The sequence below is a fragment of the Herbiconiux sp. FW305-C-125 genome, from assembly GCF_058783455.1.
In genome coordinates this window covers 191,123-214,506 of record NZ_JBYSYO010000005.1, presented here as the reverse complement: position 1 = coordinate 214,506, position 23,384 = coordinate 191,123, and the positions used below count along the sequence as shown (strand labels likewise).

At 69.9% G+C, this 23,384-nt stretch carries 23 protein-coding genes; 7 read left to right on the top strand and 16 right to left on the bottom strand.

Going from position 1 to position 23,384, the window contains the following annotated elements; translation table 11 throughout:
• Positions 1-6: 6 nt before the first annotated feature.
• Entirely contained in the window at positions 7-2,070 is a 2,064-nt protein-coding gene (gene acs, locus AC3WLB_RS14530; RefSeq protein ID WP_492507127.1) for an acetate--CoA ligase, read from the bottom strand.
• Positions 2,071-2,147: 77 nt separating this feature from the next.
• Between acs and AC3WLB_RS14525 the strand changes: the two genes are divergently transcribed.
• Together AC3WLB_RS14525 and AC3WLB_RS14520 are read left to right on the top strand one after the other, a co-directional pair.
• Positions 2,148-2,345 carry a hypothetical protein gene (locus AC3WLB_RS14525; RefSeq protein WP_492507125.1) on the top strand — a complete coding sequence of 66 codons (198 nt, stop codon included), beginning with the start codon at positions 2,148-2,150 and terminating at the stop codon, positions 2,343-2,345.
• Positions 2,346-2,418: 73 nt separating this feature from the next.
• A complete protein-coding gene (locus tag AC3WLB_RS14520; protein ID WP_492507123.1) occupies positions 2,419-2,715 on the top strand; it encodes a hypothetical protein in 297 nt (98 codons plus the stop codon).
• A gap of 102 nt (positions 2,716-2,817) precedes the next feature.
• Here AC3WLB_RS14520 and AC3WLB_RS14515 read toward each other — a convergent pair whose 3' ends face one another.
• The gene (locus tag AC3WLB_RS14515) at positions 2,818-3,282 is read right to left on the bottom strand and encodes a hypothetical protein (RefSeq protein WP_492507121.1); all 465 of its coding nucleotides are present in this window, start codon (positions 3,280-3,282) and stop codon (positions 2,818-2,820) included.
• A complete protein-coding gene (locus AC3WLB_RS14510) occupies positions 3,276-3,881 on the bottom strand; it encodes a DUF2781 domain-containing protein (protein ID WP_022897566.1) in 606 nt (201 codons plus the stop codon). The genes AC3WLB_RS14515 and AC3WLB_RS14510 overlap by 7 nt, the downstream gene beginning before the upstream one ends.
• Positions 3,882-3,985: 104 nt before the next feature.
• Here AC3WLB_RS14510 and AC3WLB_RS14505 point away from each other — a divergent pair, with 104 nt between their 5' ends.
• Positions 3,986-4,666 (top strand): FadR/GntR family transcriptional regulator, encoded by a 681-nt coding sequence (locus tag AC3WLB_RS14505; RefSeq protein WP_492507118.1) that lies wholly within the window; start codon positions 3,986-3,988, stop codon positions 4,664-4,666.
• 5 nt (positions 4,667-4,671) lie between these two features.
• Positions 4,672-6,021 carry an MFS transporter gene (locus AC3WLB_RS14500; RefSeq protein ID WP_492507116.1) on the top strand — a complete coding sequence of 450 codons (1,350 nt, stop codon included), beginning with the start codon at positions 4,672-4,674 and terminating at the stop codon, positions 6,019-6,021.
• On the opposite strand, the gene AC3WLB_RS14495 is transcribed toward AC3WLB_RS14500, so the two are convergent.
• The 7 genes from AC3WLB_RS14495 to AC3WLB_RS14465 form a co-directional block, all read right to left on the bottom strand.
• Entirely contained in the window at positions 6,011-7,750 is a 1,740-nt protein-coding gene (locus AC3WLB_RS14495) for an AMP-binding protein (protein ID WP_492507114.1), read from the bottom strand. The genes AC3WLB_RS14500 and AC3WLB_RS14495 overlap by 11 nt on opposite strands.
• A 35-nt stretch (positions 7,751-7,785) precedes the next feature.
• Complete coding sequence (locus AC3WLB_RS14490; RefSeq protein ID WP_022895250.1) at positions 7,786-8,241, bottom strand: MaoC/PaaZ C-terminal domain-containing protein; 456 nt, start codon at positions 8,239-8,241, stop codon at positions 7,786-7,788.
• 13 nt (positions 8,242-8,254) lie between these two features.
• On the bottom strand, positions 8,255-9,403 hold the full coding sequence (gene ispG, locus AC3WLB_RS14485) for a flavodoxin-dependent (E)-4-hydroxy-3-methylbut-2-enyl-diphosphate synthase (RefSeq protein ID WP_492507111.1): 1,149 nt from the start codon (positions 9,401-9,403) through the stop codon (positions 8,255-8,257).
• A 72-nt stretch (positions 9,404-9,475) separates the two neighbouring features.
• Complete coding sequence (locus AC3WLB_RS14480) at positions 9,476-10,804, bottom strand: site-2 protease family protein (RefSeq protein WP_022896455.1); 1,329 nt, start codon at positions 10,802-10,804, stop codon at positions 9,476-9,478.
• A gap of 101 nt (positions 10,805-10,905) precedes the next feature.
• Complete coding sequence (gene dxr, locus AC3WLB_RS14475; RefSeq protein ID WP_492507109.1) at positions 10,906-11,991, bottom strand: 1-deoxy-D-xylulose-5-phosphate reductoisomerase; 1,086 nt, start codon at positions 11,989-11,991, stop codon at positions 10,906-10,908.
• Positions 11,992-12,034: 43 nt separating this feature from the next.
• Positions 12,035-13,033, bottom strand: a complete 999-nt coding sequence (locus tag AC3WLB_RS14470; RefSeq protein WP_492507107.1) for an FKBP-type peptidyl-prolyl cis-trans isomerase — start codon at positions 13,031-13,033, stop codon at positions 12,035-12,037.
• Positions 13,034-13,092: 59 nt separating this feature from the next.
• Positions 13,093-14,523 carry a DHA2 family efflux MFS transporter permease subunit gene (locus AC3WLB_RS14465; RefSeq protein ID WP_492507105.1) on the bottom strand — a complete coding sequence of 477 codons (1,431 nt, stop codon included), beginning with the start codon at positions 14,521-14,523 and terminating at the stop codon, positions 13,093-13,095.
• Between the two features lie 55 nt (positions 14,524-14,578).
• Between AC3WLB_RS14465 and AC3WLB_RS14460 the strand changes: the two genes are divergently transcribed.
• Entirely contained in the window at positions 14,579-15,652 is a 1,074-nt protein-coding gene (locus AC3WLB_RS14460; RefSeq protein WP_492507103.1) for a glycoside hydrolase family 76 protein, read from the top strand.
• On the opposite strand, the gene AC3WLB_RS14455 is transcribed toward AC3WLB_RS14460, so the two are convergent.
• Together AC3WLB_RS14455 and AC3WLB_RS14450 are read right to left on the bottom strand one after the other, a co-directional pair.
• A complete protein-coding gene (locus tag AC3WLB_RS14455) occupies positions 15,649-16,098 on the bottom strand; it encodes a hypothetical protein (RefSeq protein ID WP_492507101.1) in 450 nt (149 codons plus the stop codon). The genes AC3WLB_RS14460 and AC3WLB_RS14455 overlap by 4 nt on opposite strands.
• Positions 16,079-16,549, bottom strand: a complete 471-nt coding sequence (locus AC3WLB_RS14450; protein ID WP_492507099.1) for an OsmC family protein — start codon at positions 16,547-16,549, stop codon at positions 16,079-16,081. The genes AC3WLB_RS14455 and AC3WLB_RS14450 overlap by 20 nt, the downstream gene beginning before the upstream one ends.
• Before the next feature lie 52 nt (positions 16,550-16,601).
• Here AC3WLB_RS14450 and gabT point away from each other — a divergent pair, with 52 nt between their 5' ends.
• The gene (gabT, locus tag AC3WLB_RS14445) at positions 16,602-17,987 is read left to right on the top strand and encodes a 4-aminobutyrate--2-oxoglutarate transaminase (RefSeq protein WP_492507096.1); all 1,386 of its coding nucleotides are present in this window, start codon (positions 16,602-16,604) and stop codon (positions 17,985-17,987) included.
• Positions 17,984-18,985: an asparaginase gene (locus AC3WLB_RS14440; RefSeq protein ID WP_492507094.1), complete on the top strand. Its 1,002-nt coding sequence runs from the start codon at positions 17,984-17,986 to the stop codon at positions 18,983-18,985. Before gabT ends, AC3WLB_RS14440 begins: the two co-directional genes overlap by 4 nt.
• A gap of 33 nt (positions 18,986-19,018) precedes the next feature.
• Here the strand turns inward: AC3WLB_RS14440 and AC3WLB_RS14435 are convergent, their stop codons facing one another.
• The 4 genes from AC3WLB_RS14435 to AC3WLB_RS14420 form a co-directional block, all read right to left on the bottom strand.
• Positions 19,019-19,807 carry an ABC transporter permease gene (locus tag AC3WLB_RS14435; protein ID WP_492507289.1) on the bottom strand — a complete coding sequence of 263 codons (789 nt, stop codon included), beginning with the start codon at positions 19,805-19,807 and terminating at the stop codon, positions 19,019-19,021.
• A 74-nt stretch (positions 19,808-19,881) separates the two neighbouring features.
• Entirely contained in the window at positions 19,882-20,793 is a 912-nt protein-coding gene (locus AC3WLB_RS14430) for an ABC transporter permease (RefSeq protein ID WP_022898824.1), read from the bottom strand.
• 8 nt (positions 20,794-20,801) lie between these two features.
• Positions 20,802-22,001, bottom strand: coding sequence for an ABC transporter ATP-binding protein (locus AC3WLB_RS14425; protein WP_492507092.1), 1,200 nt, complete (start codon positions 21,999-22,001; stop codon positions 20,802-20,804).
• Positions 22,001-23,227 (bottom strand): extracellular solute-binding protein, encoded by a 1,227-nt coding sequence (locus AC3WLB_RS14420; RefSeq protein ID WP_031284779.1) that lies wholly within the window; start codon positions 23,225-23,227, stop codon positions 22,001-22,003. The genes AC3WLB_RS14425 and AC3WLB_RS14420 overlap by 1 nt, the downstream gene beginning before the upstream one ends.
• Positions 23,228-23,384: the final 157 nt, after the last annotated feature.

Below are 23,384 nucleotides of genomic sequence, written 5' to 3'. Positions count from 1 at the left end.
CTGCGCTCAGCCCCGCACGATCGCCTGGATCTGCCGCGGCACCGCCTCGTCCTGCAGACTCGTCGTGTCGCCGAGGAGGCGCCGCATGATCTTGCCCGAACGGGTCTTCGGCAGATCGGGCACGAGCACGACGTCGCGCGGCTTCGCGATGGGCCCGATCTCCCGCGCGACGTGGGCGCGCAGTTCGGCACTCACCGCGTCGGCAGCGTGGCGCCATCCGCTCGTGTCGTCGGCGGCGAGCGCAGAACCATCGGCGTCGCCCCGGGCGGCCGGGATGACGAACGCCGCGATCCCCTGCCCCGTGGTTTCGTCGTGCACGCCCACGACCCCCGCCTCCCCGACCAGCGGATGCGCGACCAACGCCGACTCGATCTCGATCGTCGAGAGGCGGTGCCCCGACACGTTGATGACGTCGTCAACCCGGCCGAGCAACCAGATGTCGCCGTCGAGGTCGTATTTCGCGCCGTCGCCCGAGAAGAAGTAGCCCTGCTCGGCGTAGCGCCGCCAATAGGCGTCGAGGTAGCGCTGCGGATTCCCCCACACCGTGCGCGCCATGCTCGGCCAGGTGCCGGCCACCACGAGGTAGCCGCCGCTGCCGAACGGCACCTCCTCGCCCGCCTCGTCGACGACGAGCGTGCGCAACCCCGGCAGGGCGCGCGTCGCCGAGCCGGGCTTCAGGGTGGTGACGCCGGGGAGGGGCGCCATGATCGCGGCGCCCGTCTCCGACTGCCACCAGGTGTCGACGATGGGCGCGCGCCCCGCACCGATGTTCTCGTGGAACCACACCCAGGCCTCCGGGTTGATGGCCTCGCCGACCGTGCCGAGCAGACGGATGCTCGACAGGTCGTACTCGGCGGGCACCCCATCCGGGAACCAGGTCATCAGGGTGCGGATGAGCGTCGGCGCCGTGTAATACGTCGTCACCCCGTAGCGCTCGATGATCTCGAAATGCCGAGCGGTGTGCGGACTGTTCGGCGTGCCCTCGTAGATGACCTGGGTGACGCCGTTGCTCAGCGGGCCGTAGATCTCGTACGTGTGCGCCGTCACCCACGCGAGGTCGGCGGTGCACCAGTGCACGTCGTCGGGCTTCACGTCGAACATGGCCCAGTGGGTCCAGGAGGCCTGGGTCAGGTAGCCGCCGGAGGTGTGCACGAGGCCCTTCGGCTTTCCGGTGGTGCCGCTGGTGTAGATGATGAAGAGCGGATTCTCGGCGTCGAAGTACTGGGGCGTGTGCACGTCGGGCGCGGTGTCGACGACGTCGTGCCACCACAGGTCGCGGCCCGGCGTCCACGGCACGTCGGGGGTCTCATCGCCGGTGCGGCGCACCACGAGCACGTGCTCGACGGCGTTCTCGCCGGCCACGGCGGCGTCGGCGTTCTGCTTCACGGGCACGGCCTGACCGCGGCGGAACTGGCCGTCGGTGGTGACGAGGAGCTTGGCTCCCGTGTCCTCGACCCGGAAGCGCAGGGCCTCGGCCGAGAATCCACCGAAGACGAGCGAGTGGATGGCGCCGAGCCGGGCGACCGCGAGGGTCACGATGACGGTCTCCGGGATGACCGGGAGGTAGATGACCACGCGGTCGCCCTGTGCGATGCCGAGGTCGGTGAGGGCGTTGGCGGCCTTCGCGACCTCGCGTTGGAGGTCGGCGTAGGTGATCGTTCGGCGGTCGCCCCGCTCGCCCTCGAAGTGCAGCGCGACCTTGTCGCCGCGGCCGGCGGCGACGTGCCGGTCGACGCAGTTCACCGCGACGTTGAGGGTGCCGCCGGCGAACCACTCGGCGACCGGCACCCCGAGCTCGGGGTCGCCGGCGCCGCCCGCGCTGCCCGTGTCGCCGGCGTCGCCGGTGCTCTCGGCCGGGCGAGCGGGTGTCCAGCTGTGCGTCGTGTGCCACGGCGTGTGCCACTCCAGCCGCCGCGCCTGCTCGGCCCAGAACTCGACCGGGTCGGCAGCAGCATCCGCCCAGAGGCCACCGTCGACGTTCGCCTGTGCCGCGAACTCCGCCGGCGCCGGGTACCGCCTGCTCTCGGTCGACAGATTCGCGATGGTCTCGTTCGAGGGCACTGTGGTCACCCTCCGACGCTAGGCGGCCCGGCCCATTGGTACCAAAACGCCCCGCAACCGAACGTAACCCGCGCTACCGTTGTGCGATGCGCATCCTGGCCCGTCCGACCCACCCGTGCGCCCTCCCGATCGCAACCGCCGCCCCGGGCACGAAATGGACCTGCCCCGTCTGCCGCGCCCGCTACCGACTCGACGGGCAGTCGTGGACGCAGATCCGCAAACCGCGCCGCCCCATCTGGTCGCTCCTCGGCGCCATCGCCGACCTGTTCACGAGCCTCCCCTGACCCGTCCGCGGGGGGCCGCCCGACTACCCGGGCGGTGGCGGCGCGCGCGGCACGAACCGGATAGCCTCGACCCGTGACCACCGCCGCACCCCGCTCGACGGGCATCCTCGTCGTCGCGATCGCACTCCTCGTCGTCGCTGCCGCCGCTCTGACGACAACCCTCCTCGTGCACGTGCCGGGCCCGGGCGACGCGCAGTGGTACGTCGGCTCGTCCGACGGCGACGGCACCCGGCTGGTCGACCCCTACGACCCGTCCGTCGCCACCACCCTGCTCATCGCCCAGCTCGCCACCGCCGCCGTCACGGCCCTCGCGCTCCTCAACCTCATCTTCGTCATCGCCCACCGCCGTCGCCTCCCGCGTGCAGCCTGAGCCCCGCCCACGCACTCGAAGGAAGGTGGCGGCAGTCACCGGCGCCGGGTCTGGAATTCGGGCTCACCGAAGAACTCTCGAGAGAGTGGGAATCCCTTCGTCCTAGGACGCAAATGCTTCGCGTGCTGCGCGTCCCGTGGAACCCTCGATCCGCTTGACCGTGAGGTCGTCGGCGACGACCTCGATAGTCTCTTCCTTGGTCAACACGATGTGATGCACGAGATCGGCGAACCGAGCGGGATCGTGGCGGTCGTGAACGCTGTTCTGACGTTCCAACGCCTTGACGAGTTCACTCTCCCGCACCTCACCGATCCAGAGCACCGACGCCAATCCGCTCCCCCACAACCGGTGCCCCGAGCGGGCCTCATCATTCGGGTCGCCCATCGCACGGGAGCGGCAACCCGTCCAGAACAAGACAACTGACCGCTGATCCGGATCATCGATCTGTGCATTCAGCGCCAAGGCAGTTCTACCCTCATCGTCAGCAAGTAAGACTGCAAATGGCGCGTTTGGGTCCCAGTCGGTTCCAACATCGATGCTCACTACATGTTCCGGCACCGTCACCACCTCCGTGTGAACGGTAGCGGCTTGCGCATCCGAACGAGCAGGAGGATCGGGATGATCACGTACGGAAGGTTGAAGGCGAGGAACTTCGCCGGGTTCTGGGTCTGGAACTCGGGCTCGCCGAAGAACTCGACGCCGAAGACGACGACGCCCGTGATCATCGAGATCGCCGAGGCGTAGATCACCGCGGGGAGCTGGATCCAGTTGCGCCCCGTCAGCAGGCAGAACGCCAGCACGAGGTAGAACGGGCCGTAGACGAAGGCCGAGAGGCCGGTGACGAAGCGCATCCACACCGGCGGGTCGATGAACAGCGGATCGGCGTCGTGCCCGTACCAGTAGTTCGACTGCGCCAGCCAGTTGGTCGAATCGGCGGTGATCGGGATGCCGATCGTCGGCACCAGGTCGCTGATGCCGCTCGTGACCGTGAACAGCAGGAACACGACGGCGAACGCGATGTCGAAGGGCCGCTGCCGCAGCGGCAGGTTCGCCGGGCGCGGCCCCTTTCCCGGCCGCGCGTCGATCGTCACCTCGTGCACGGGCGGCGGCGACGGAGGGAGCGGGGAAGCGGATGCGCGGGGCGCGGTGCTGGGTTCGCTGGTCACGCAGGCATCCTACGATCCAACCGGCGTGCATCCGGGAGCGGCACGGCGTGACAGGGAGAGTCGAGGTGCGCTACGTTAAGTCCTCAGACATCTGAGGAGCGATGATGAAGTCTTTGAAGCGCAGCGGCCTGGTCGAGCTCGCCACCGCCTCCCTCACCGAGCAGCTCGCCGCGGGCACCTGGCCCGTCGGCACGGCCTTGCCCGGTGAGGTGAAGCTCGCCGAACAGCTCGGCGTCGGCCGCTCGACCGTGCGCGAGGCGACCCGGTCGCTCGTGCAGGCGGGCCTCCTCGAATCACGGCAGGGCTCCGGCACCTACGTTCTCTCGACCACCCCGCCCCGCACCTGGGATTCCGCACTGCACGCGGCGAAGGTGATCGAGGTCTACGAGGTACGGGAAGCCCTCGAGGTGCAGGCCGCCGCCCTCGCGGCGCGCCGGCGCACCGACGACGATCTCGCGCGCATCCGCACCGCCCTCGATGCCCGCGAACGCCTGGCGACGACCCAGGCCGAACTCGCCGAGCCCTTCATCGACGCCGACCTCTTGTTCCACCGCGAGGTGGTCGTCGCCGCCCACAACCCGCTGCTGCTCAGCCTCTTCGACACCTTCCTCCCGCGGCTCCGCGACGCCCTCATCGACGTCGTGCACCAGCAGTCGCTCGCCGGCCACGACGTCGACTCCAGCCACGCCCGCCTCTACGACGCCGTCGCCGCCGCCGACCCGGCGGCCGCCGCCGCGGTCGTCAACGCCAACGTGCTCGACACCATCGACATCCTGAAAGCCTGAACCGCATGCCCCGCAGCACCCGACCCGGCCTCTGGCTGCTGGTCTCCACCCACACCGTCAACGACTTCTACACCGGCGGCGTCGCGGCGCTCCTGCCGCTCTTCGTGCTCGAGCAACGCTACGACTACGCCGCTGTGGCGGGCATCACCCTCGCCGCCACCGCCCTCTCGAGCGTCGCCCAACCCGTGTTCGGTCTGCTCGCCGACCGCTACCGCATGCGCTGGATGCTGCTCGCCGGAATGGCCGTGGCCGCCGCCGGGATCGCACTCAGCGGGGTGGTCTCCGGCTCGTACTGGCTCACCTGGATCGTCATCGCCATCTCCGGCATCGGTGTCGCCGCCTACCACCCCGCGGCCACGATGGCCGCTCGCGAGGCCGGCAACGGGTCGAACCGCTCGATGAGCGTCTTCTCGGTCGGTGGCACGGTCGGCGTCGCTCTGGCGCCCACCGGCGTGCTCCTCACCGTCGGCGTGCTCGGTCTCGGTGCCACCCCGCTCCTGGCCATCCCGGCCGTCGTCATGGCGGTGGTCTACCTGCTCCGGATGCGTGTGCTCCGGATGCGCGCCCGCCGGTCGCCCGAGACGGCGACCGCAGCGTCACCGTCAGCGTCCGCGGCACCAGCCACACCCGGTACCGTTGCCGGCGACCCTGGTGCATCGGCGAGCCCCGACCGCGGCGCCGCCGCCCGGACCGACGGCGTGGTCGAACCGGCCGTGGAGATCGCGCTGGAGGAGCTCGACGACGTCGGCCCCGCGCATCCGCTCGCCGCGACGCCCGCCGCAGCGCCGCCCCTCCCGCGCGACGACTGGCGCGCGTTCGCGTGGCTCACGCTGGTGCTCGCGTTCTGGTCGGTGGCCTACGTCGGCACGTCGTCGTTCGTGTCGCTGTACTCGATCCAGCGCTTCGGGGTCGACGAGGGCACCGCATCCATCGCCCTGACCGTGCTGCCCGCAGCGGGCGCCGCCGGTACGCTGGCGGGCGGCTTCCTGGCCGACCGGTTCGGGCGCTTGCGCACGATCCGCTCCGGCTACTTGCTCGGCGCGCTGGGTCTGGCCGCCATCGTGCTCGCGCCGAACACCGCGGTGGTCGTGGTCGCCACCGCGGTCGTGGGGTTCACGATCTTCCTACCGTTCGCCCCGCAGATCACGCTCTCCCACTCCTACCTGCCCAACCGTGTCGGCACCGCGAGCGGACTCACCCTGGGACTGACGCTCTCGCTCGGCGGGTTCCTCAACCCGCTGCTCGGCGAGCTCGCCGACGCCACGAGCATCCGCACCGTGTTCACCCTGCTCGCGGCGCTGGTGGCCGTGGGCTTCGCGCTCTCCTTCGTGCTGCGCGAACGCGCTACCCGGTAGTCCGGTCGCTGCGGTACTCGTCGGGGAGCTCGGTGCCGCTGTCGAAGGCGGCCTGTTCCCGGTCGCGCAACTCGACCCGGCGGATCTTCCCGGAGATGGTCTTGGGCAGCTCGAAGAACTCGATCCGGCGCACCCGCTCCCAGGCCGAGAGCTCGGCGCGCGCGTGCTCGAAGAGGGCGCGCGCCGTCTCGGCATCGGCCGCCCAGCCGGCGGCGAGCGCCACGTAGGCCTTCACCACCGCGTGCCGGGTGGCGTCGGGTGCCGGCACCACGGCCGACTCCGCCACGGCCGGATGCCGCAGCAACGCGCTCTCGACCTCGAACGGCGAGATCTTGTAGTCGCTCGACTTGAAGATGTCGTCGGTGCGGCCCACGAAGGTGATGGTGCCGTCAGGCGCCCGGTCGACCACGTCGCCGGTGTGGAAGTACCCGCCGGCGCGGGCATCCGCCGTGCGCGATTCGTCGCCCCGGTACCCGGCCATGAGGTTCACGGGGTCGGCTGCGAGATCGAGGCAGATCTCCCCGGCGGCCGCGGGCTCGCCCGACACCGGATCGATGATCGCGATCGCGACCCCCGGCAGCGCCCGCCCCATCGCGCCGGGCACGATCGGCTGCCCGGGCGGGTTGGCCACGATCGCGGTGGTCTCGGTCTGCCCGTAGCCGTCGCGGATGGTCAGCCCCCACGCCTCCTCGACCGCGGCGATCACGCCCGGGTTGAGGGGTTCGCCGGCCGAGAGGATCTCGCGGAGCGCGGGCGGTCGCGATCCGAGTTCGGACTGGATGAGCATCCGCCACACCGTCGGGGGCGCGCAGAACGTCGTGACACGCGCACGGACGAGTTGCTCGCGCAACGCCGCCGGGTCGAAGCGGGTGTAGTTGTACACGAACACCGTCGCCTCGGCGTTCCACGGCGCGAAGAAGCAGCTCCACGCGTGCTTGGCCCAGCCGGGCGAGCTGATCGCCAGATGCACGTCGCCCGGCCCGGCACCGATCCAGTACAGCGTGGAGAGGTGCCCCACCGGGTACGAACGACGCGTGTGCACCACCATCTTCGGCTTCGAGGTCGTGCCCGAGGTGAAGTAGATCAAGCAGGGCTCGTCGGAGTCGACCACGACGGTGGGGCAGATGCCGGCGCCCTCGAGCGAGTCGTCGTAGTCGAGCCAGCCGGCGGGGGCGACGGATGCCCGGGCCTCCCCCTCGCGGGGCGCCCCCGCTCCCGTTCCCACCGCGATCAACCCGAGCCCCTCGGTGAGCCCGGCAGGGAGCGCGGCGAAAGTCGGGGCGAGACCCACCTCGGCGATGACGTGCTGCACGCCTCCGCGCTCGATCCGGTCGGCCAGGTCACTCCCTGAGAGGAGCGTCGTGGTGGGCAGCAGCACCGCGCCGAGCTTCATGACGGCGAGCATCGACTCCCAGAGCTCCACCCGGTTGCCGAGCATCAGCAGCACGTGATCGCCCGGCTCCACCCCGGTGGCTGCCAGCCAGGCCGCGACCTCGTCGGAGCGGGAGCGCATCCGGTCGAAGCTGACCTTCTGCTCCCGCCCGTCCTCCTCCACGATCCAGAGGGCCGGCCGCTCGTTGCCGACCGCGATCTCGTCGAACCAGTCAACGGCCCAGTTGAAGTGCGGGCCGACGTCGGGCCAGGTGAACTCGGCCGCTGCGGCGGCGGATTCGGTGCGGTGCCGGAGGAGGGTGTCGCGGGCGGTGCGGAAGGCCTGGCTCGGGTTCATGTTCCCAGTCTGGCCGGTCAGGGCCGGATCGTGGTTCAGGCGGTGGGGCGCACGAGCATGAGCATGTCCATCCGCCCCGACTGCACGACCTCGTCGCGCTGGTTGCGCAGAGTCAACAGCCGCTCCACCACGCCGGTCGCGCCGGAGGAGGTGAGCCGCAGCCCGAGGATCTCGACCGTGCAGGTGAGCGTGTCGCCGATGAACACGGGCGCGAGGAAGCGCCAGCCGTCGATGCCGAGCAGCGCCGCCGACGACCCCTCGAACACGCCGGTTCGGGCGATCAGGCCGAGCGCGAGCGACGCGCCGTAGAGGCCGTGCACGAGGCGCTGCCCGTAGCGGCTGCCGGCCGCGAACTCCGCGTCGGTGTGCAACTGGTTGTTGTCGTTCGTGAGCGCCGCGAACATCACGACGTCGGTCTCGGTGACCGTCTTGCCGGGGGTCACGAAGACCTGCCCGGTCGCGAAGTCCTCGAAGAAGTACGGCAGCGACATCCGGCGCCCGCGCCTACGCGGTGACGACTTCGGGCGAGCCGACGGCGCCGGGCGGCATCTCGGCCGCGAGCCGGTTCGCCTCTTCGATCAGGGTGGCCACGATCTCCGACTCGGGCACGGTCTTGATGACCTCGCCCTTCACGAAGATCTGACCCTTGCCGTTGCCCGAGGCGACGCCGAGGTCGGCCTCGCGCGCCTCGCCGGGCCCGTTCACGACGCAGCCCATCACCGCGACCCGCAGCGGCACGGTCATGCCCTCGAGGCCGTCGGTGACGTCGTTCGCCAGCTTGTACACATCGACCTGGGCGCGGCCGCACGACGGGCACGACACGATCTCGAGTTTTCGCTCGCGGAGGTTCAGCGACTGCAGGATCTGCAGTCCCACCTTCACCTCTTCGGCCGGCGGCGCCGACAGCGAGACGCGGATGGTGTCGCCGATGCCCTCGGCGAGCAGGATGCCGAACGCCGTGGCGCTCTTGATGGTGCCCTGGAACGCGGGCCCCGCCTCGGTGACACCGAGGTGCAGCGGCCAGTCGCCGCGCTCGGCGAGCAGGCGGTAGGCCTTCACCATCACGATCGGGTCGTTGTGCTTCACCGAGATCTTGAAGTCGTGGAAGTCGTGCTCTTCGAACAGCGACGCCTCCCAGACGGCGCTCTCGACGAGCGCCTCAGGGGTGGCCTTGCCGTACTTCTCGAGCAGGCGCGGGTCGAGTGAGCCGGCATTCACGCCGATGCGGATGCTCACCCCCGCCGCCTTGGCCGCCGCCGCGATCTCGCCGACCTTGTCGTCGAACTTGCGGATGTTGCCCGGGTTCACGCGCACCCCCGCACAGCCGGCGTCGATGGCGGCGAACACGTAGTTCGGCTGGAAGTGGATGTCGGCGATCACCGGGATCTGCGACTTCTTCGCGATGATCGGCAACGCCTCGGCGTCGTCGCGGCTCGGCACCGCCACGCGCACGATGTCGCAGCCGGAAGCGGTGAGTTCGGCGATCTGCTGCAGGGTCGCGTTGATGTTCGGCGTCGGCGTCGTGGTCATCGACTGCACGCTCACCGGCGCGTCGCCACCGACGAGCACCTTGCCGACCTTGATCTGACGGGACTTGCGCCGCGGCGCCAGGGTTTCGGGTGCTTTGGGCATCCCTAAGTTGATTGCAGGCACGATTTCAGTCTAGGACCGCAATCTGAACAGCAGGTCGGTACGGCGAGGCCGCCGGGTGACGGATGCGCGGGCTCAGCCGAAGACGTTGATGGGCTTCACGATGTCGGCGTACACGAGCAACGCCGTCATTCCGCCGAACAGGATCACCACCACGAAGGTCAGCGGCATGAGCTTCGCCGCGTCGACCGGCCCCGGGTCGCGGCGCTTGAACAGCTTGGCGAAGCCGCGACGGATGGCCTCCCACAGGGCCGCGGCGACGTGCCCGCCGTCGAGCGGGGTGAGCGGCACCAGGTTGATGACAAACAGGGCGACGTTGAGCGAGCCGAGGAGGCCGAGCAGGCTCGCCGCCTTCGAGGCGAGCGGGATGGTGTCGATCGACGCGATCTCGCCGGCCACCCGGCCGACGCCCACCACGCTGATGGGGCCGTTAGGGTCGCGCTCCCCCGGCCCGAACGCGGCCTGCGCCACGTCGTAGAGCCGCTGCGGGAGGTTCGCGACGATGCCGACCGTGCTGGCGATGTTCTCGCCGATGAACGGGAACACGGCGGTGACGGGCTGGGGCACGAGCTCGGAGGCCGCGCCGATGCCCACGAACCCCACGTCTTCGGTCTGCTTCGTGCCGTCGGCGTTCTCGACCACCTGACCCTTGTCGTCGAGCACGTACCGCTGCGTGAGCAACGGCGTGACGCTCAGCGTGGTCTCGACGCCGTCGCGCTTCACCACGAGCGGCAACGTCTTGCCCGCCGAGTCGCGGATGATGGCTGTCGACTGCGCCCAGCTCGTGATCGGCGTGCCGCCGAGGCTCACCAGCTGGTCGCCCGGCTGGAGGCCGGCTGCGGCGCCGGGCGACTGCTGGTCGCCCGCCTCGCACTGCTGCCGGTCGCTCGTGGCCGGGAGCACGCACGCCGACACGCTGCCCACCGTCGTCGACGACTGCACGGTGCCGAAGCCCACGAGCACGATGGCGAAGAACACCACGGCGAGCACGAGGTTCATGAACGGGCCGCCGAGCATCACGATGATGCGCTGCCAGACCGGCTTGCGGTAGAACGCGCGGTCTTCTTCGAGGCCGATGGAGAGCTGGGAGGCCTGCCGCGCATCCTGTACCATCGACTGGAAGAACCCGGTGCTGTTGGCGACCGGCTTCTCGCCGGCGCGGCGCGGCGGGAACATGCCCACCATCGAGATGTAGCCGCCGAGCGGCACGGCCTTCACGCCGTACTCCGTCTCGCCCTTCGTGCGCGAGAAGATGGTGGGCCCGAAGCCGATCATGTACTGGGTGACCTTGATGCCGAACAGCTTCGCCGGCACCAGGTGCCCCACCTCGTGCAGCCCGATGGACACGGCGACGCCGACGGCGATGATGAGCACGCCGAGGATGAACTGCAGGACCGTTTCCACACGAGGACATTACCCCGGGCCCACGACATCGCGCTGACCGTTGCCTGAGCGCGGCTGATGAATCCTCTGGGGGGTGGGGACCGGGGCGGGGGCGGCGCGGGTCAGGCCGCGGCGATGAGGGCGTCGGCGGTGCGCCGCGCCCAGTCCTCCGACTCGGCGAGCGACTCGCGCGTGACGACCTCGGAGGGCATCTCGTGCGCATCCACCACCCGCGCCACCGTGTCGACGATGTCGAGAAAGCCGATGCGACCGGCGTGGAACGCCGCCACCGCCTGCTCGTTCGCCGCGTTGAACACGGCCGGGAAGCCGCCGCCGGCCCGCCCCACCTGCTTGGCCAGCTCGACCGCGGGGAACGCCTCGTCGTCGAGCGGTTCGAAGGTCCAGCTCTGCGCGGTCGTCCAGTCGAGCGGCGTGCCGACTCCCGCCACGCGGTGCGGCCAGTCGAGGCCCAGCGAGATGGGCAGCCGCATGTCCGGCGGCGAGGCCTGGGCGATGGTCGACCCGTCGGTGAACTCCACCATCGAGTGCACGATGGACTGCGGATGCACGGTCACTTCGATGTCGCTGAACGCGACGTCGAACAGCAGGTGCGCCTCGATCACCTCGAGCCCCTTGTTCACGAGCGTGGCGGAGTTCGTGGTGACGACGAGTCCCATGTCCCAGGTCGGATGCGCGAGCGCCTCGCGCGGCGTGACGCCCGCCATCGAGGCGCGGCTCCGCCCGCGGAACGGCCCACCGGATGCGGTGAGCACCAGCCGCGACACCTCGCCCGCCGTGCCCGAGCGGAGCGCCTGCGCGATGGCCGAGTGCTCGGAGTCGACGGGCACGATCTGCCCCGGTTTCGCGGCGTCACGAACGAGGTCGCCGCCGACGATGAGGCTCTCCTTGTTGGCGAGGGCCAGCGTTCGCCCGGCTTCGAGCGTGGCGAGCGTCGGGCCGAGCCCGACCGAGCCGGTGATGCCGTTCAGCACCACGTCGGCCTCGACGTCGCGCACGATCGCCTCGGCCTCGGCGACGCCGAGCCCGGTGTCGGCGACCGCGAACTCCGCCGCCTGCGCAGCCAGCAACTCGCGGTTCGTGCCGGCCACGAGGCCCACGACGTCGAACAGCTCGGGGTTCGAGCGGATGACGTCGAGCGCCTGCACGCCGATGGAGCCGGTGGAACCGAGGATGATGACGCGTCTCATCCCGCCATCATCCCATCCGCCGGCGAAGGCCGCCGCGCTCCGCTCAGCCCGCGGCGGGCGTCGAGGGCGGCGCGGAGGCCGAGGCGAGGATGTCGATCACGAACACGAGCGTGTCGGTGCCCTTGATTCCGGCCGAGTCGTTGCCGGCGCTGCCGTAGCCCTGGTCCGGCGGGATCACGACGAGCACCTGCGAGCCGACGGTCTGCCCGATCATGGCCGCCGCGAAGCCCTTGACCACGCCCGTGGTCGGGAAGGTGCGCGGTCCGCCCTGGCCCCAGCTCTGGTCGAAGACGGTTCCGGTGTCCCAGACGAGCCCCTGGTACTGCACGGTGACGTTGTCGCCGTCGCCGACGACGGCGCCGTCGCCCTTCTTCAGCACCTCGGTCTCGAGGGTCGTGGGCGGGTCGGTCTTCGGCACGGTGACCGTCGGGGCACCGGTGTCGTCGAGGGTCACAGTCGGGAAGCCGTCCTGCGGCGGCTGGTCTTCGCCGTCGGCGCGCACCGGCACGATGCCCTCGACATCCGCCACCATCACCATGGAATCGGTGCCGGCGATGCCGAGCTGGCTGTTGCCGCCGTCGCCGAAGCCCTCCGACGGCGGGATCACGGCGACCACGCGCGACCCGACGGGCGAGCACGCCACCGCGTTCACGATGCCGGGGATGAACTGCGTGTCGTCGACGGTGAGCTGCAGCTGGGTGCCGCCCGGATCGAGGGTGGAGAACACCTGCTTGCCGCTGGTGCCGTTGTAGATGGTGAAGTCGATGGTGGCGACGTCGCCCTGCTGCACCACTTCGCCGTCGCCCTCGGTCACCACGGTGCGCTCGGTGCTGTCGACCGTCAGCGGCCCGGTGAACTGCGTCTTCGGTGCCGCCTTGAAGTCGCCGGTCACGGTCACGCCGTTCGACGCACTGCCGGATGCGGTGGCCTGGCAGTCGCCCGACGCACCCGTCGCCGAGGGGTCGGGGCTCGACGCGGAGCAGCCCGCGAGCAGGAGAGTGGCGGCGACGGCCGCTGCGGCCAGTGCCGGAAGTGAGCGCATGGTTCCTCTTCGGGAGAGTGGTGGGGGGACGGCTGCCAGTCTGGTGCAGGCCCCTTGCATCAAGCTGATGACCCGCTGGGAGCGGGTTGGGCATCCGGTTCCGGCACAGCCGGGTCGGCCGGGTGCCGCGGGTTGCGGATGCCGATGAGCGACACCACCCCGCCGGCGAAGAAGAACAGCGCGGTCACCAGCACCACGCGGTGGAAACCCACGAGGTCGAGCACCGTCATGCCCGCGACGACGCTCGCGAGTGCCACCGCGATGAGCCCGGCCACCCGAGAGACCGCGTTGTTCACCGCGGAGGCGATGCCCGAGCGCGCCGGGTCGATCGCCCCGAGGATGGCGGCGGTCAAGGGGGCGACCGTGATGGCCATGCCGAGGCCGAACACCACGACGGCCGGCAGCACCTCGGTGAGGTAGGGCGCCTCGCCCGAGAAGCGGAGCATGAGCAGGAAGCCGACGCCGGCGACGATCGGCCCGACCGTCATGAACAGGCGCGGCCCCACGCGCCCGCTCAGCCGCCCGAACAGGCTCGAGAGCGTGATGAGCAGGATGCTCGTGGGCACCATCGCGAACCCCGCCCAGGTGGCGCTGTACCCGGCGACCTGTTGCAGGAACACGGCCACGCTGAAGAAGCCGAGCGAGAGGGCGCCGTAGATGAGGAAGGTGGCCACGTTGCCCACCGAGAAGTTGCGCACCCGGAAGAGCTCGAGCGGCAGCATCGGCTGCGGGGCGCGACGCTCCCAGAGCACGAACACGACGAGGGCGACGGCGCCGACGGCGAGCGGAACGAACACGACGGGCGAGCCCCAGCCGAAGTTCGCCTGCTCGATCAGCGCGAACACCGGGAAGCCGAGCCCGATCACTCCGAGGACGGCGCCGACGTAGTCGATGCGTGCGCCGGGGAGTCGCGCGTGGTCGTGCTCGAGCTTCATGAGGAGGAAGAGGGTGACCGCGATGGGCAGCACGTTGATGATGAAGACGTAGCGCCAGGAGAGCGTGTCGACCAGCACTCCCCCGACGATGGGTCCCGCGATGTTGGCCACGCTGGTGAACGCGGTCCAGGTGCCGATTGCGCGACCCTGCCCTGGGCCGCTGAAGTTCGCGAGGATGAGGGCGAGCGAGCTCGGCACGAGCAGCGCCCCGGCGATGCCCTGCACGCCACGGGCGACGATGAGGAACTCGATCGTGGGCGCGAACGCGCAGGCCAGCGAGGAGACACCGAAGCCGATGAGCCCCGCGAGCAGCACCTTCTTACGCCCGTAGACGTCGGAGAGCGAGCCGGCCAGCAGGATGACGGCGCCGAGGGTGAGGAGGTAGGAGTCCACCACCCACTGCTGGGAGGCGAGTCCGCCGCCGAGCTCGCGGCTGATGGCGGGCAGCGCCACGTTGATGACGGTGGCGTCGAGGAAGGAGATGAACGACGCGAGCACCGCGACCGCGAGCACGTACTTCTGCTGCCTCGTCATCGCCGCACTGCCGGTCGCCATGCCCCCAGTCAACTGCATCGGGGCGGTGGATGGCGACACCCCCTATCCTCTGAGCATGACTCAGCGGGAGTGGGACGTCCGTGCCGACGCGGCCCAACGCGCGCTCACCGCCCAGTTCGGCCCGCACGGACTGAGGCGCGGCTGGCACAACACCGCGCCGTTGCGGCTGCGCCCGGCCTTCGCCTTCAACTACTGGTGGCTGGCGCACCTCATCGAGGTACGGGTCGACGCCTTCGAGCGCAGCCACGATCCGGCGTGGCTGACGGATGCGCAGCGGGTGTACGAGCGGCTGCTCCGCCGCAACCGCGGCCTCGTCAACGACTACTTCGACGACATGGGCTGGCTCGGTCTCGCCCTGCTGCGCCTGCACGAGGCATCGGGCGAGGATCGCTACCTCGATGACTCGGTCGCGCTCTGGCGGCACATCGTGCAGGCGGGCTGGGAGGCATCCGGCACACCCGGCGTGCCGTGGCGCACCCAGCAGCTGCAGTACAAGAACACGCCCTCGAACGGCACCTTCGCCATCCTGTCGGCGCGACTCGCGCGGGTGACCGGCTCCGCCGAGTTCGGCCGCTACGCCACCGCGACGCTGCAGTGGTTCGACGACGCGCTGATGGTCGACCGGCAGAGCGGGCTGGTGTATGACGGCGTGAATCGCACCGGAGACGGCTCGATCGACACCGGCTGGGTGTTCAGCTACTGTCAGGGGCTCTACGTCGGGGCACTGCTCGAGGAGTACCGGCGGCACGGGCAGAACGAGGTGCTTGCGGCGGCGGCGCGCACGGCAGTGGCGGCCGTGGAGCGCCTCGCCCCCGCGGGCGTCATCCTCTCAGAGAACGCGCGCTTCGATCAGCGCGGCGGGGGCGACATCGGTCTCTTCAAGGGTGTCTTCGTGCGCTACCTCGGCGAGCTGCTGCCGCACATGGCGACCGGGTCGGCCGCCCGCACGACGCTGGCGGGCTTCCTGCGGGCGAGCACCGACGCCCTGTGGGCCGGGATGCGCGACTCCCCCGGCCTCCGAACGGGCGACGTCTGGGGTGCCCCGCCGCCGCGCGCGACCTTCCTCTCGACCCAGCTGAGCGCGGTGATGGCGCTCGAGGCGCGCGCCCGGTGGGAGGCGGCGGGCTAATCGGTCGGCACGACCTTGACCTCGAGGTCGACCGGATGCGCGCTCCGCACCCGCACGACGGCGCGACGCGAGCGGTCGACGCCCGGCGGTCCGGCCACCGCGCGGATGCCAGGAACCGCGTCCACGTCGACCTCGAACAGCTGCTCGCCGGCCGATGCGGTGGCGGGCGCAGGCGCGCTCACGTCGAGTGCGGAGCGGAACGTCGGGTCGGCGATCCCCACGTCGACCCGCACCGCACCGGCCCGGGTCACGGCGACGGCGGTCAGCTCGACGGTGCGGCTGAGCGCGGTGTTCAGGGGCGCATCCGTGTGCCCGTGCCGGCTTTCGAAGCGGGCGACGACCTCCTCGCGGAAGGCTTCGCCGAGGGTGCCGCGGAGCGTGCGCCCGATCAGGAAGAGCTCGACCGGTTCGGCGCCGGGGGAATCGTCAGACGGCGACGACGACACGGGGTTCGTGGTGCACGGGGAAGTTCACGGAGTTGGCGATGAAGCACACCTGGTTCGCCTCGTGGTGCATGGCGGCGAGCTGCGCGTCGTCGACGGGCTCGGTCACGGTCACCACGGGCCGCAGGGTGACGCTCGTGAACCGGCCCCCGTCGCCCTCCTGCGCCATCACGCCCTCGGCGGCATCCGTGTAGTCGGTCACCACCACGCCGTGCTTCACCGCGACGTGCAGGAAGGACAGCATGTGGCACTCGCTGAGCGCGGCGAGCAGCAGCTCCTCAGGGTTCCAGCGGTCGGCGTCGCCGTGGAAGGTGCGGTCGGCCGACGCCTCGAGCGGATGCTTGCCGACAGCGGTCACGACGCTCTGCCGGCCGTAGTCGCGGTAGCCGCTGGTGCCGGTGCCGCGATTGCCAAGCCAGGCCACATCGACGCTGTAGTGATGTTCACGATTCACCCCGCCATGCTAGCCCCGGCGGCGCAGGCCCCTGGCCTAAACTTGCCTGACTATGACTGACACCATCGACACCCCGGTCGCCGCCTCGGTCGCGGCTCCTCTGTACTCGGTTCCGCAGGAGCGGAAGATCGTCACAGCGATCCCCGGCCCGAAGTCGCAGGAGCTGCACGAGCGACGCCTGGCCGTGGTGCCGCCGGGCGTGTCGAGCGCCCTGCCGGTGTACATCGCGAAGGCGAACGGCGCCGTGCTGGTCGACGTCGACGGCAACCAGTTCATCGATCTCGGGGCCGGCATCGGCGTCACCACGATCGGCCACACCGAGGCGACCGTCGTCGCCGCCGCGGCTGCGCAGTTGCAAGACGTGGTGCACACCCTGTTCACCATCACGCCGTACGAGGAGTACGTGCGGGTGGCCGAGCTGCTCGCCGAGCACACCCCCGGCGACTTCGCCAAGCGCACGGTGCTCGTGAACTCCGGCGCGGAGGCGGTGGAGAACGGCGTGAAGATCGCCCGCAAGCACACCGGCCGCAACGGTGTCGCGGTGCTCGAGCACGCCTACCACGGTCGCACGAACCTCACGATGGCCATGAACTTCAAGGCCGCGCCCTACTCGACCGGCTTCGGGCCGTTCGCCGGCGACGTCTACCGCGCGCCGAACTCCTACCCGTACCACGACGGGCTCTCGGGCACGGAGGCCGCGGCCCGCACCATCAACTACCTCGAGAAGACGGTCGGCGCGGCCGACCTCGCCTGCCTCGTGGTGGAGCCCATCCAGGGTGAGGGCGGATTCGTGGTGCCGGCCGAGGGCTACCTGCCGGCCCTGCAGGAATGGTGCACGGCGCAGGGCATCGTCTTCATCGCCGACGAGATCCAGAGCGGCATGGCCCGCACGGGTGCCTGGTTCGCGAGCGAGCACTTCGGGCTGGTGCCCGACATGGTGCTCTCGGCCAAGGGCATCGCGGGCGGTCTGCCGCTCGCGGGCGTCACGGGCCGGGCCACCATCATGGATTCGGCGCAGCCCGGCGGCCTCGGCGGCACCTTCGGCGGCAACCCGGTGGCGGCAGCCGCTGCCGTCGCCGTGTTCGAGCAGATCGAGAAGAACGGCCTGCTCGGCGAGGCGGAGCGCATCGAGCGCACCTTGCGAGCCGGTCTCACGGCCTTGCAGGAGAAGTACGACATCATCGGCGAGGTGCGCGGCATCGGCGCCATGATGGCGATCGAGCTCGTCGAGCCCGGCACCGCGAGCACCACGAAGACGCCGCACGCCGAAGCCGTGAGCGCCATCGCCGCGTACGCGGCCCAGCAGGGCGTGCTCGTGCTCACCGCGGGCACCTACGGCAACGTTCTGCGCTTCCTGCCGAGCCTCGCCACCTCCGACGCCCTGCTCGAGGAAGCCCTGTCGGTGCTCGACGAGGCGTTCGCCCAGCTCGCCCGATGAGCGTCACCGAGAGCGCCGCGGAGTCCGCGGGCACGGCGGGCTTCGGCGAGTCGGTCGAACTCGCGGTTATCGAGCGCAACGGCTTCATCGAGTCGCGGCACGCCGGATCGGCGGTCGTGCTGGATGCGGAGGGCGTGGTCGCCATCGCGATCGGCTCCCCCGAGCTGCCGGTGTACCCACGATCGTGCATGAAGCCGTTCCAGGCCCTCGCGGTGCTCGAGAGCGGCGTCACCCTCGACCCGGCACAGACCGTGCTCGCCACGGCCAGCCACGCGGGCACACCCGAGCACGTCGCTGTGGTGCGCTCCATCCTCGCCCAGGCGGGCCTCACCGACGACGCGCTGGGCTGCCCGGCGGACTGGCCCGGCGCCTCGTCGGCGCGCGATGAGGTGGTGCGGGCCCACGGGCATCCGCAGCGCGTCTTCATGAACTGCTCGGGCAAGCACGCGGCGATGCTGCTCTCCTGCGTGCAGAACGGCTGGGACACGGCGACTTACCTCGATCCGGCGCATCCGCTGCAGCAGCGCATTCTCGCTGTCGTCGAACGGGAGACCGGCGAACCGGTCGCGCACACCGGGATCGACGGCTGCGGAGCACCGGTGCACGCGCTTGCGCTGACCGCGTTGGCGCGCGGAGTCGGGCGCATCCGCCGGGCCGAGGCCGGGCCGGCGCACTGGCTCACCCAGAGCATCCTGGCCAACGGCTGGGCGATCGACGGGCCAGGGCGCGCCAACACCGTCGTGATCGACCGGCTCGGCGTCGTCGCCAAGCTCGGCGCCGAGGGCGTGATGGTGATGGCGACGCCTGACGGCGCATCCGTCGCTGTGAAGATGCTCGACGGCAATCTGCGGGCGGCATCGCTCGTCGCGCTCACGCTGCTCGTGCGGCACGGCTCCCTGACCGGGGCACAGCTCGACGAGCTACGGCCCGACCTCGACCTCGAGGTGCGCGGTGGCGATGCCGTGGTGGGCGCGATCCGCGTCTCCCCCGGCCTCTGACGGGCGCATCCGCGCCGGTGCCGCGGTCGGGTGCTACCCCTGGCGCGCCAACCGCTTGGCGCGCGCCGCACGGGACACCTGCGCCACCACGACGATGACGATCGCGAGCAGGAACACTGCCGAGGCGATCACGTTCACCTGCGCCGGGATGCCGCGCGCGGCCGCGACGTAGATGAACTTCGGGAAGGTGTTGACCGCGCCCGAGTTGAAGTTCGTGATGATGAAGTCGTCGAAGCTCAACGCGAACGAGAGCAAGGCGGCCGCGGCGATGCCGGGCAGCAGCAGCGGGAAGGTGATGCGCCAGAACACCTGGTTGGGCGACCCGTAGAGGTCGCGGCCGGCTTCCTCGAGCGCCGGGTCGAGGCTCGCCACACGGGCCTTCACGGTCACCACCACGAAGCTGATGCAGAACATGGTGTGCGCCAGGATGATCGTGACGAGCCCCTTCTCGGCTCCGATGGTGAGGAACTGGGCCGCGAGACCGGCGCCGAGCACCACCTCGGGCGTCGCCATGGGCAGGAACAGCAGCAGGCTGATCGCCGAGCGGGCGCGGAACCGGTAGCGCACCAGCGCGATCGCGATGAGGGTGCCGAGCGCCGTGGCGATGACGGTCGCGACCACGCCCACCAGGATGCTGTTGCCGAACGCCTCGCACAGGCCCTGCGTGTTGCAGACGGTGAGCCACTTGTCGAGGGTGAAGCCCTGCCAAGCGATGTTGAGCTTGCCCGAGTCGTTGAACGAGAAGGCGAAGGTGTAGGCGATCGGGATGAGCAGGAACAGCAGCGCCAAGACGGTGTAGATCGGCAGGCCGATGCCGCGCATCCGGAACCGCCGGCGCGACGCGGGAGCCGGTTCGAAGGAGGCCTGCTCGAAGGCTTTGGCGGGAACCGCGCTGGTCATATCAGGTCCTCCGTTCCCGAACGGCGCACGTAGATGCCCACGATGATGAGGATGACCGCCATCAGCACGATCGAGAGCGCTGCGGCGATCGGGTAGTTCTGCAGCACCAGGAAGTTCGCCTCGATCGCGTTGCCGACCATGGCGGTGGAGGAGCTGCCGAGGAAATCGCGGCTGGCGTTGATGTAGTCACCCGCGGCGGGGATGAAGGTGAGCAGCGTGCCCGAGACGATTCCCGGCATCGACAGCGGGATCGTGACCTTGCGGAAGGTCGTCCATGGGCTCGCGTACAGGTCGGCGCCCGCCTCGATGTAGCGCAGGTCGAGGCGCTCGAGGGTTGCGTAGAGCGGCAGCGTCATGAACGGGATGAAGTTGTAGGTGAGGCCGAAGATCACCGAGAAGGTGGTGCCGGTGAGGTGACCGTCGGACGGCAGGATCGCGACCGATTTGAGGAAGACCACGATCGGGCCCTCGTCGGACATGATCTGCTTCCAGGCGAGGGTGCGCAGCAGGAAGCTGATGAAGAACGGCGCGATCACCAGGGTGAGCATGAGGCTCTGCAGCAGCGGCCAGCGCCGCGCCTTCACCCCGATGAAGTAGGCGATGGGGTAGCTGATCACGAGCGCGAGCACCGTCGCCACGATGGCGTAGCCGAAGGCCCGCAGCACGAGTGGCCAGTACTCGGCCATCGCGTCGGTGTAGTTCTGCCACTGGAAGCCGGCCGTGTACTCGCCGATGTCGCCGTCGAGCACCGGCTGCTGGAACGACGTGATGACGAGTGAGATCAGCGGCGCGAGAAAGAACAGGAGGAGGTAGAGGATGCCCGGCAAGAGCAGCACCAGGGCGATGAAGCTGCGCTTGCGCGGCGCCTGTTCGACGACGGCCTGGGACGAGAACGCGGTGAAGGCCACAGCGCGCCCTAAGCCTGTTCCAGCTCTTCTTCGAGCGCGATGCGGCGCTGCACGGCGATGGACTCGGTGGAGTCGTCGGGGTCGAACCGCGGGCCGTCGGCCGGATCGTCGTCGAGGCCGAACCCGTGGTCGGCGTTCCACGAGATCCACACCTCCGCGCCCTCGTGCACGACCGGTCCGAAGACCATGTTCTGCGCGAACACGATGAGTTCGCCCACGCCCGGCACCTGCACGAGGTACTGCGTGCTGACGCCGCTGAACGAGACATCCGTCACCCGGCCAGGGCCGAGCACGTTGCGGCCGGCTGCCGCGGCGGGCGCTTCGGTCAGCAGCGTCACCTTCTCGGGCCGGACGCCGATCGTCACCTCGCCGCTGTGGCGCTTCGCGCGCTCGCGCGGCACCACGATGGGCACCCCCGCGACGTCGACGGTGATGGCCTCGGCGGTGTGCGAGACGACCTTCCCGGTGAAGAGGTTCGACTGACCGAGGAAGTTCGCGACGAAGGAGGTGCGCGGCAGCTCGTAGAGCTCCTCGGGGGCGCCCATCTGCTCGATCCGTCCCTTGTTCATCACCGCCACCGTGTCGGCCATGGTCATGGCCTCCTCCTGGTCGTGCGTGACGTGCAGGAAGGTGAGGCCCACCTCGGTCTGGATGGTCTTCAGCTCCAGCTGCATCTGCCGGCGGAGCTTCAGGTCGAGCGCGCCGAGCGGCTCGTCGAGGAGGAGCAGGGCCGGCCGGTTCACGATCGCGCGCGCCAGCGCGACGCGCTGCTGCTGACCGCCGGAGAGCTGTGCCGGGCGGCGCGCCGCGAGATGGTCGAGCTCGACCAGCCGGAGCGCCTCGTGCGCCTTCCCGACGGGGTCGCCGATCTTGCGTCGACGCAAGCCGAACGCGACGTTCTCGAGGATGGTCATGTGCGGGAACAGCGCATACGACTGGAAGACGGTGTTGACCGGCCGCTGGAACGGCTTGGTGGTGGTGACGTCCTTCCCGCCGATCAGGATGCGCCCGGCGGTCGGCTCCTCCAGGCCCGCGACGAGGCGGAGCGTGGTGGTCTTGCCGCAGCCCGACGGGCCGAGCAGGGCGAAGAACGAACCGGCGGGAATGGTGAGATCGAGCGACTCGATGGCCGTGAAGCCGGGGAAGCGCTTGGTGATGCCGGCCAGCTCGAGGTCGGCACCGGTGTCGGCGAAGGATGCGATGGCCATCAGCTGCCCAGCAGCACCTTCTGGAACTGGGCCTGGTAGTCGTTCTCCTCCTGCGGGGTCAGCGTGCGGAACACGTGCACCGTGGAGAGGGTCTCCTCGTCGGGGAAGATCAGCTGGTTGTCGGCGAGCTCCGGGTCGATGGCGACAGCCGCCTCCTTCGCACCGACCACCGGGGTCACGTAGTTGACCCACGCCGCGAGTTCGGCGGCCACCTCGGGCTCGTAGTAGTAGTTCATGACCGCCTCGGCGTTCTCCTTGTGCGCCGAGCCCATCGGCACCACGAAGGTGTCGTTCCAGAGCGTGCCACCGGCATCCGGGATCGCGAACTGCCACTTGTCGCCGGCCTGGGCGTTCAGCGAGGTGATGTCGCCCGACCAGCAGATGGCGGCGAAGGTGTCTTCGCTCTGCAGATCGTTGAGGTAGGCGTTGCCCTTGATGTTGCGGATCTGGCCGTCGTCGACCTCCTTCGTGAAGAGGTCCATCGCGTTCGCGAACTCGTCGTCGCCCCACTGTCCCGTGATGTCGACGCCCTGCGAGAGCATGATGAGCCCCATCGTGTCGCGCATCTCGGAGAGCACGCCGACGCGGCCCTTGAGCGATGAGTCCCACAGCTCGTCGACGCTGGTGAGGCCGTTCGGCACCTTCTCCTTGTTCCAGCAGATGCCCGCGAAGCCGCCCTGCCAAGGGAGGGACATCTTGCGGCCCTCGTCGAAGTCGGGGTTGGCGAAGGCGGGGCTGAGGTTCGCGATGTTCGGGATCTTCGCGTGGTCGAGCTCCTGCACGTACCCGTTGCGCACCAGGCGGGCGACCATCCAGTCGGTGAGGCAGACGGTGTCGGCGCCGATGTCCTGGCCCAGGGCGAGCTGGTCTTTCACCTTGGCGTAGTAGGTGTTGTTGTCGTCGACCGCGACGTTGTAGGTCACGGTGATGCCCGACTGGTCCTCGAACCCCATCAGGGTCGGGTAGTTGCCGGCGTCGTCCTCGTCCATGTAGGCGGGCCAGTTGTCCCAGACCAGGGTCTTCTCGGTGGCCGAGAGGTCTTTGGCGGGAGTGAGCTCCTTCTTGCCGCCAGTGGAGCACGCGGCGAGGGCGAGAGCTGCCGCTCCGGCACCGGCGGCGCCGAGGAAGCCGCGGCGCGAGAGGGTCAGCGCCCGCGCCCGCTGCAGCGCTTGGGAGTGGCGGATGGCCTGCAGGATCATCGGGTCGGTGGGCGGTCTCAAGGTCATCCTCTTCACGCTTTCCTGTCGGAGCGGGCCGTGGCGGACCACGTGCCCAGCTGCTGTGGAACTGGAAAAATGGTAGGTCGATACTCGCACACCGGACACCGGTTGCGACAGCGCATTCAACGGAAAACAGCAGATCGAAACATAGTCTTTACGAAAT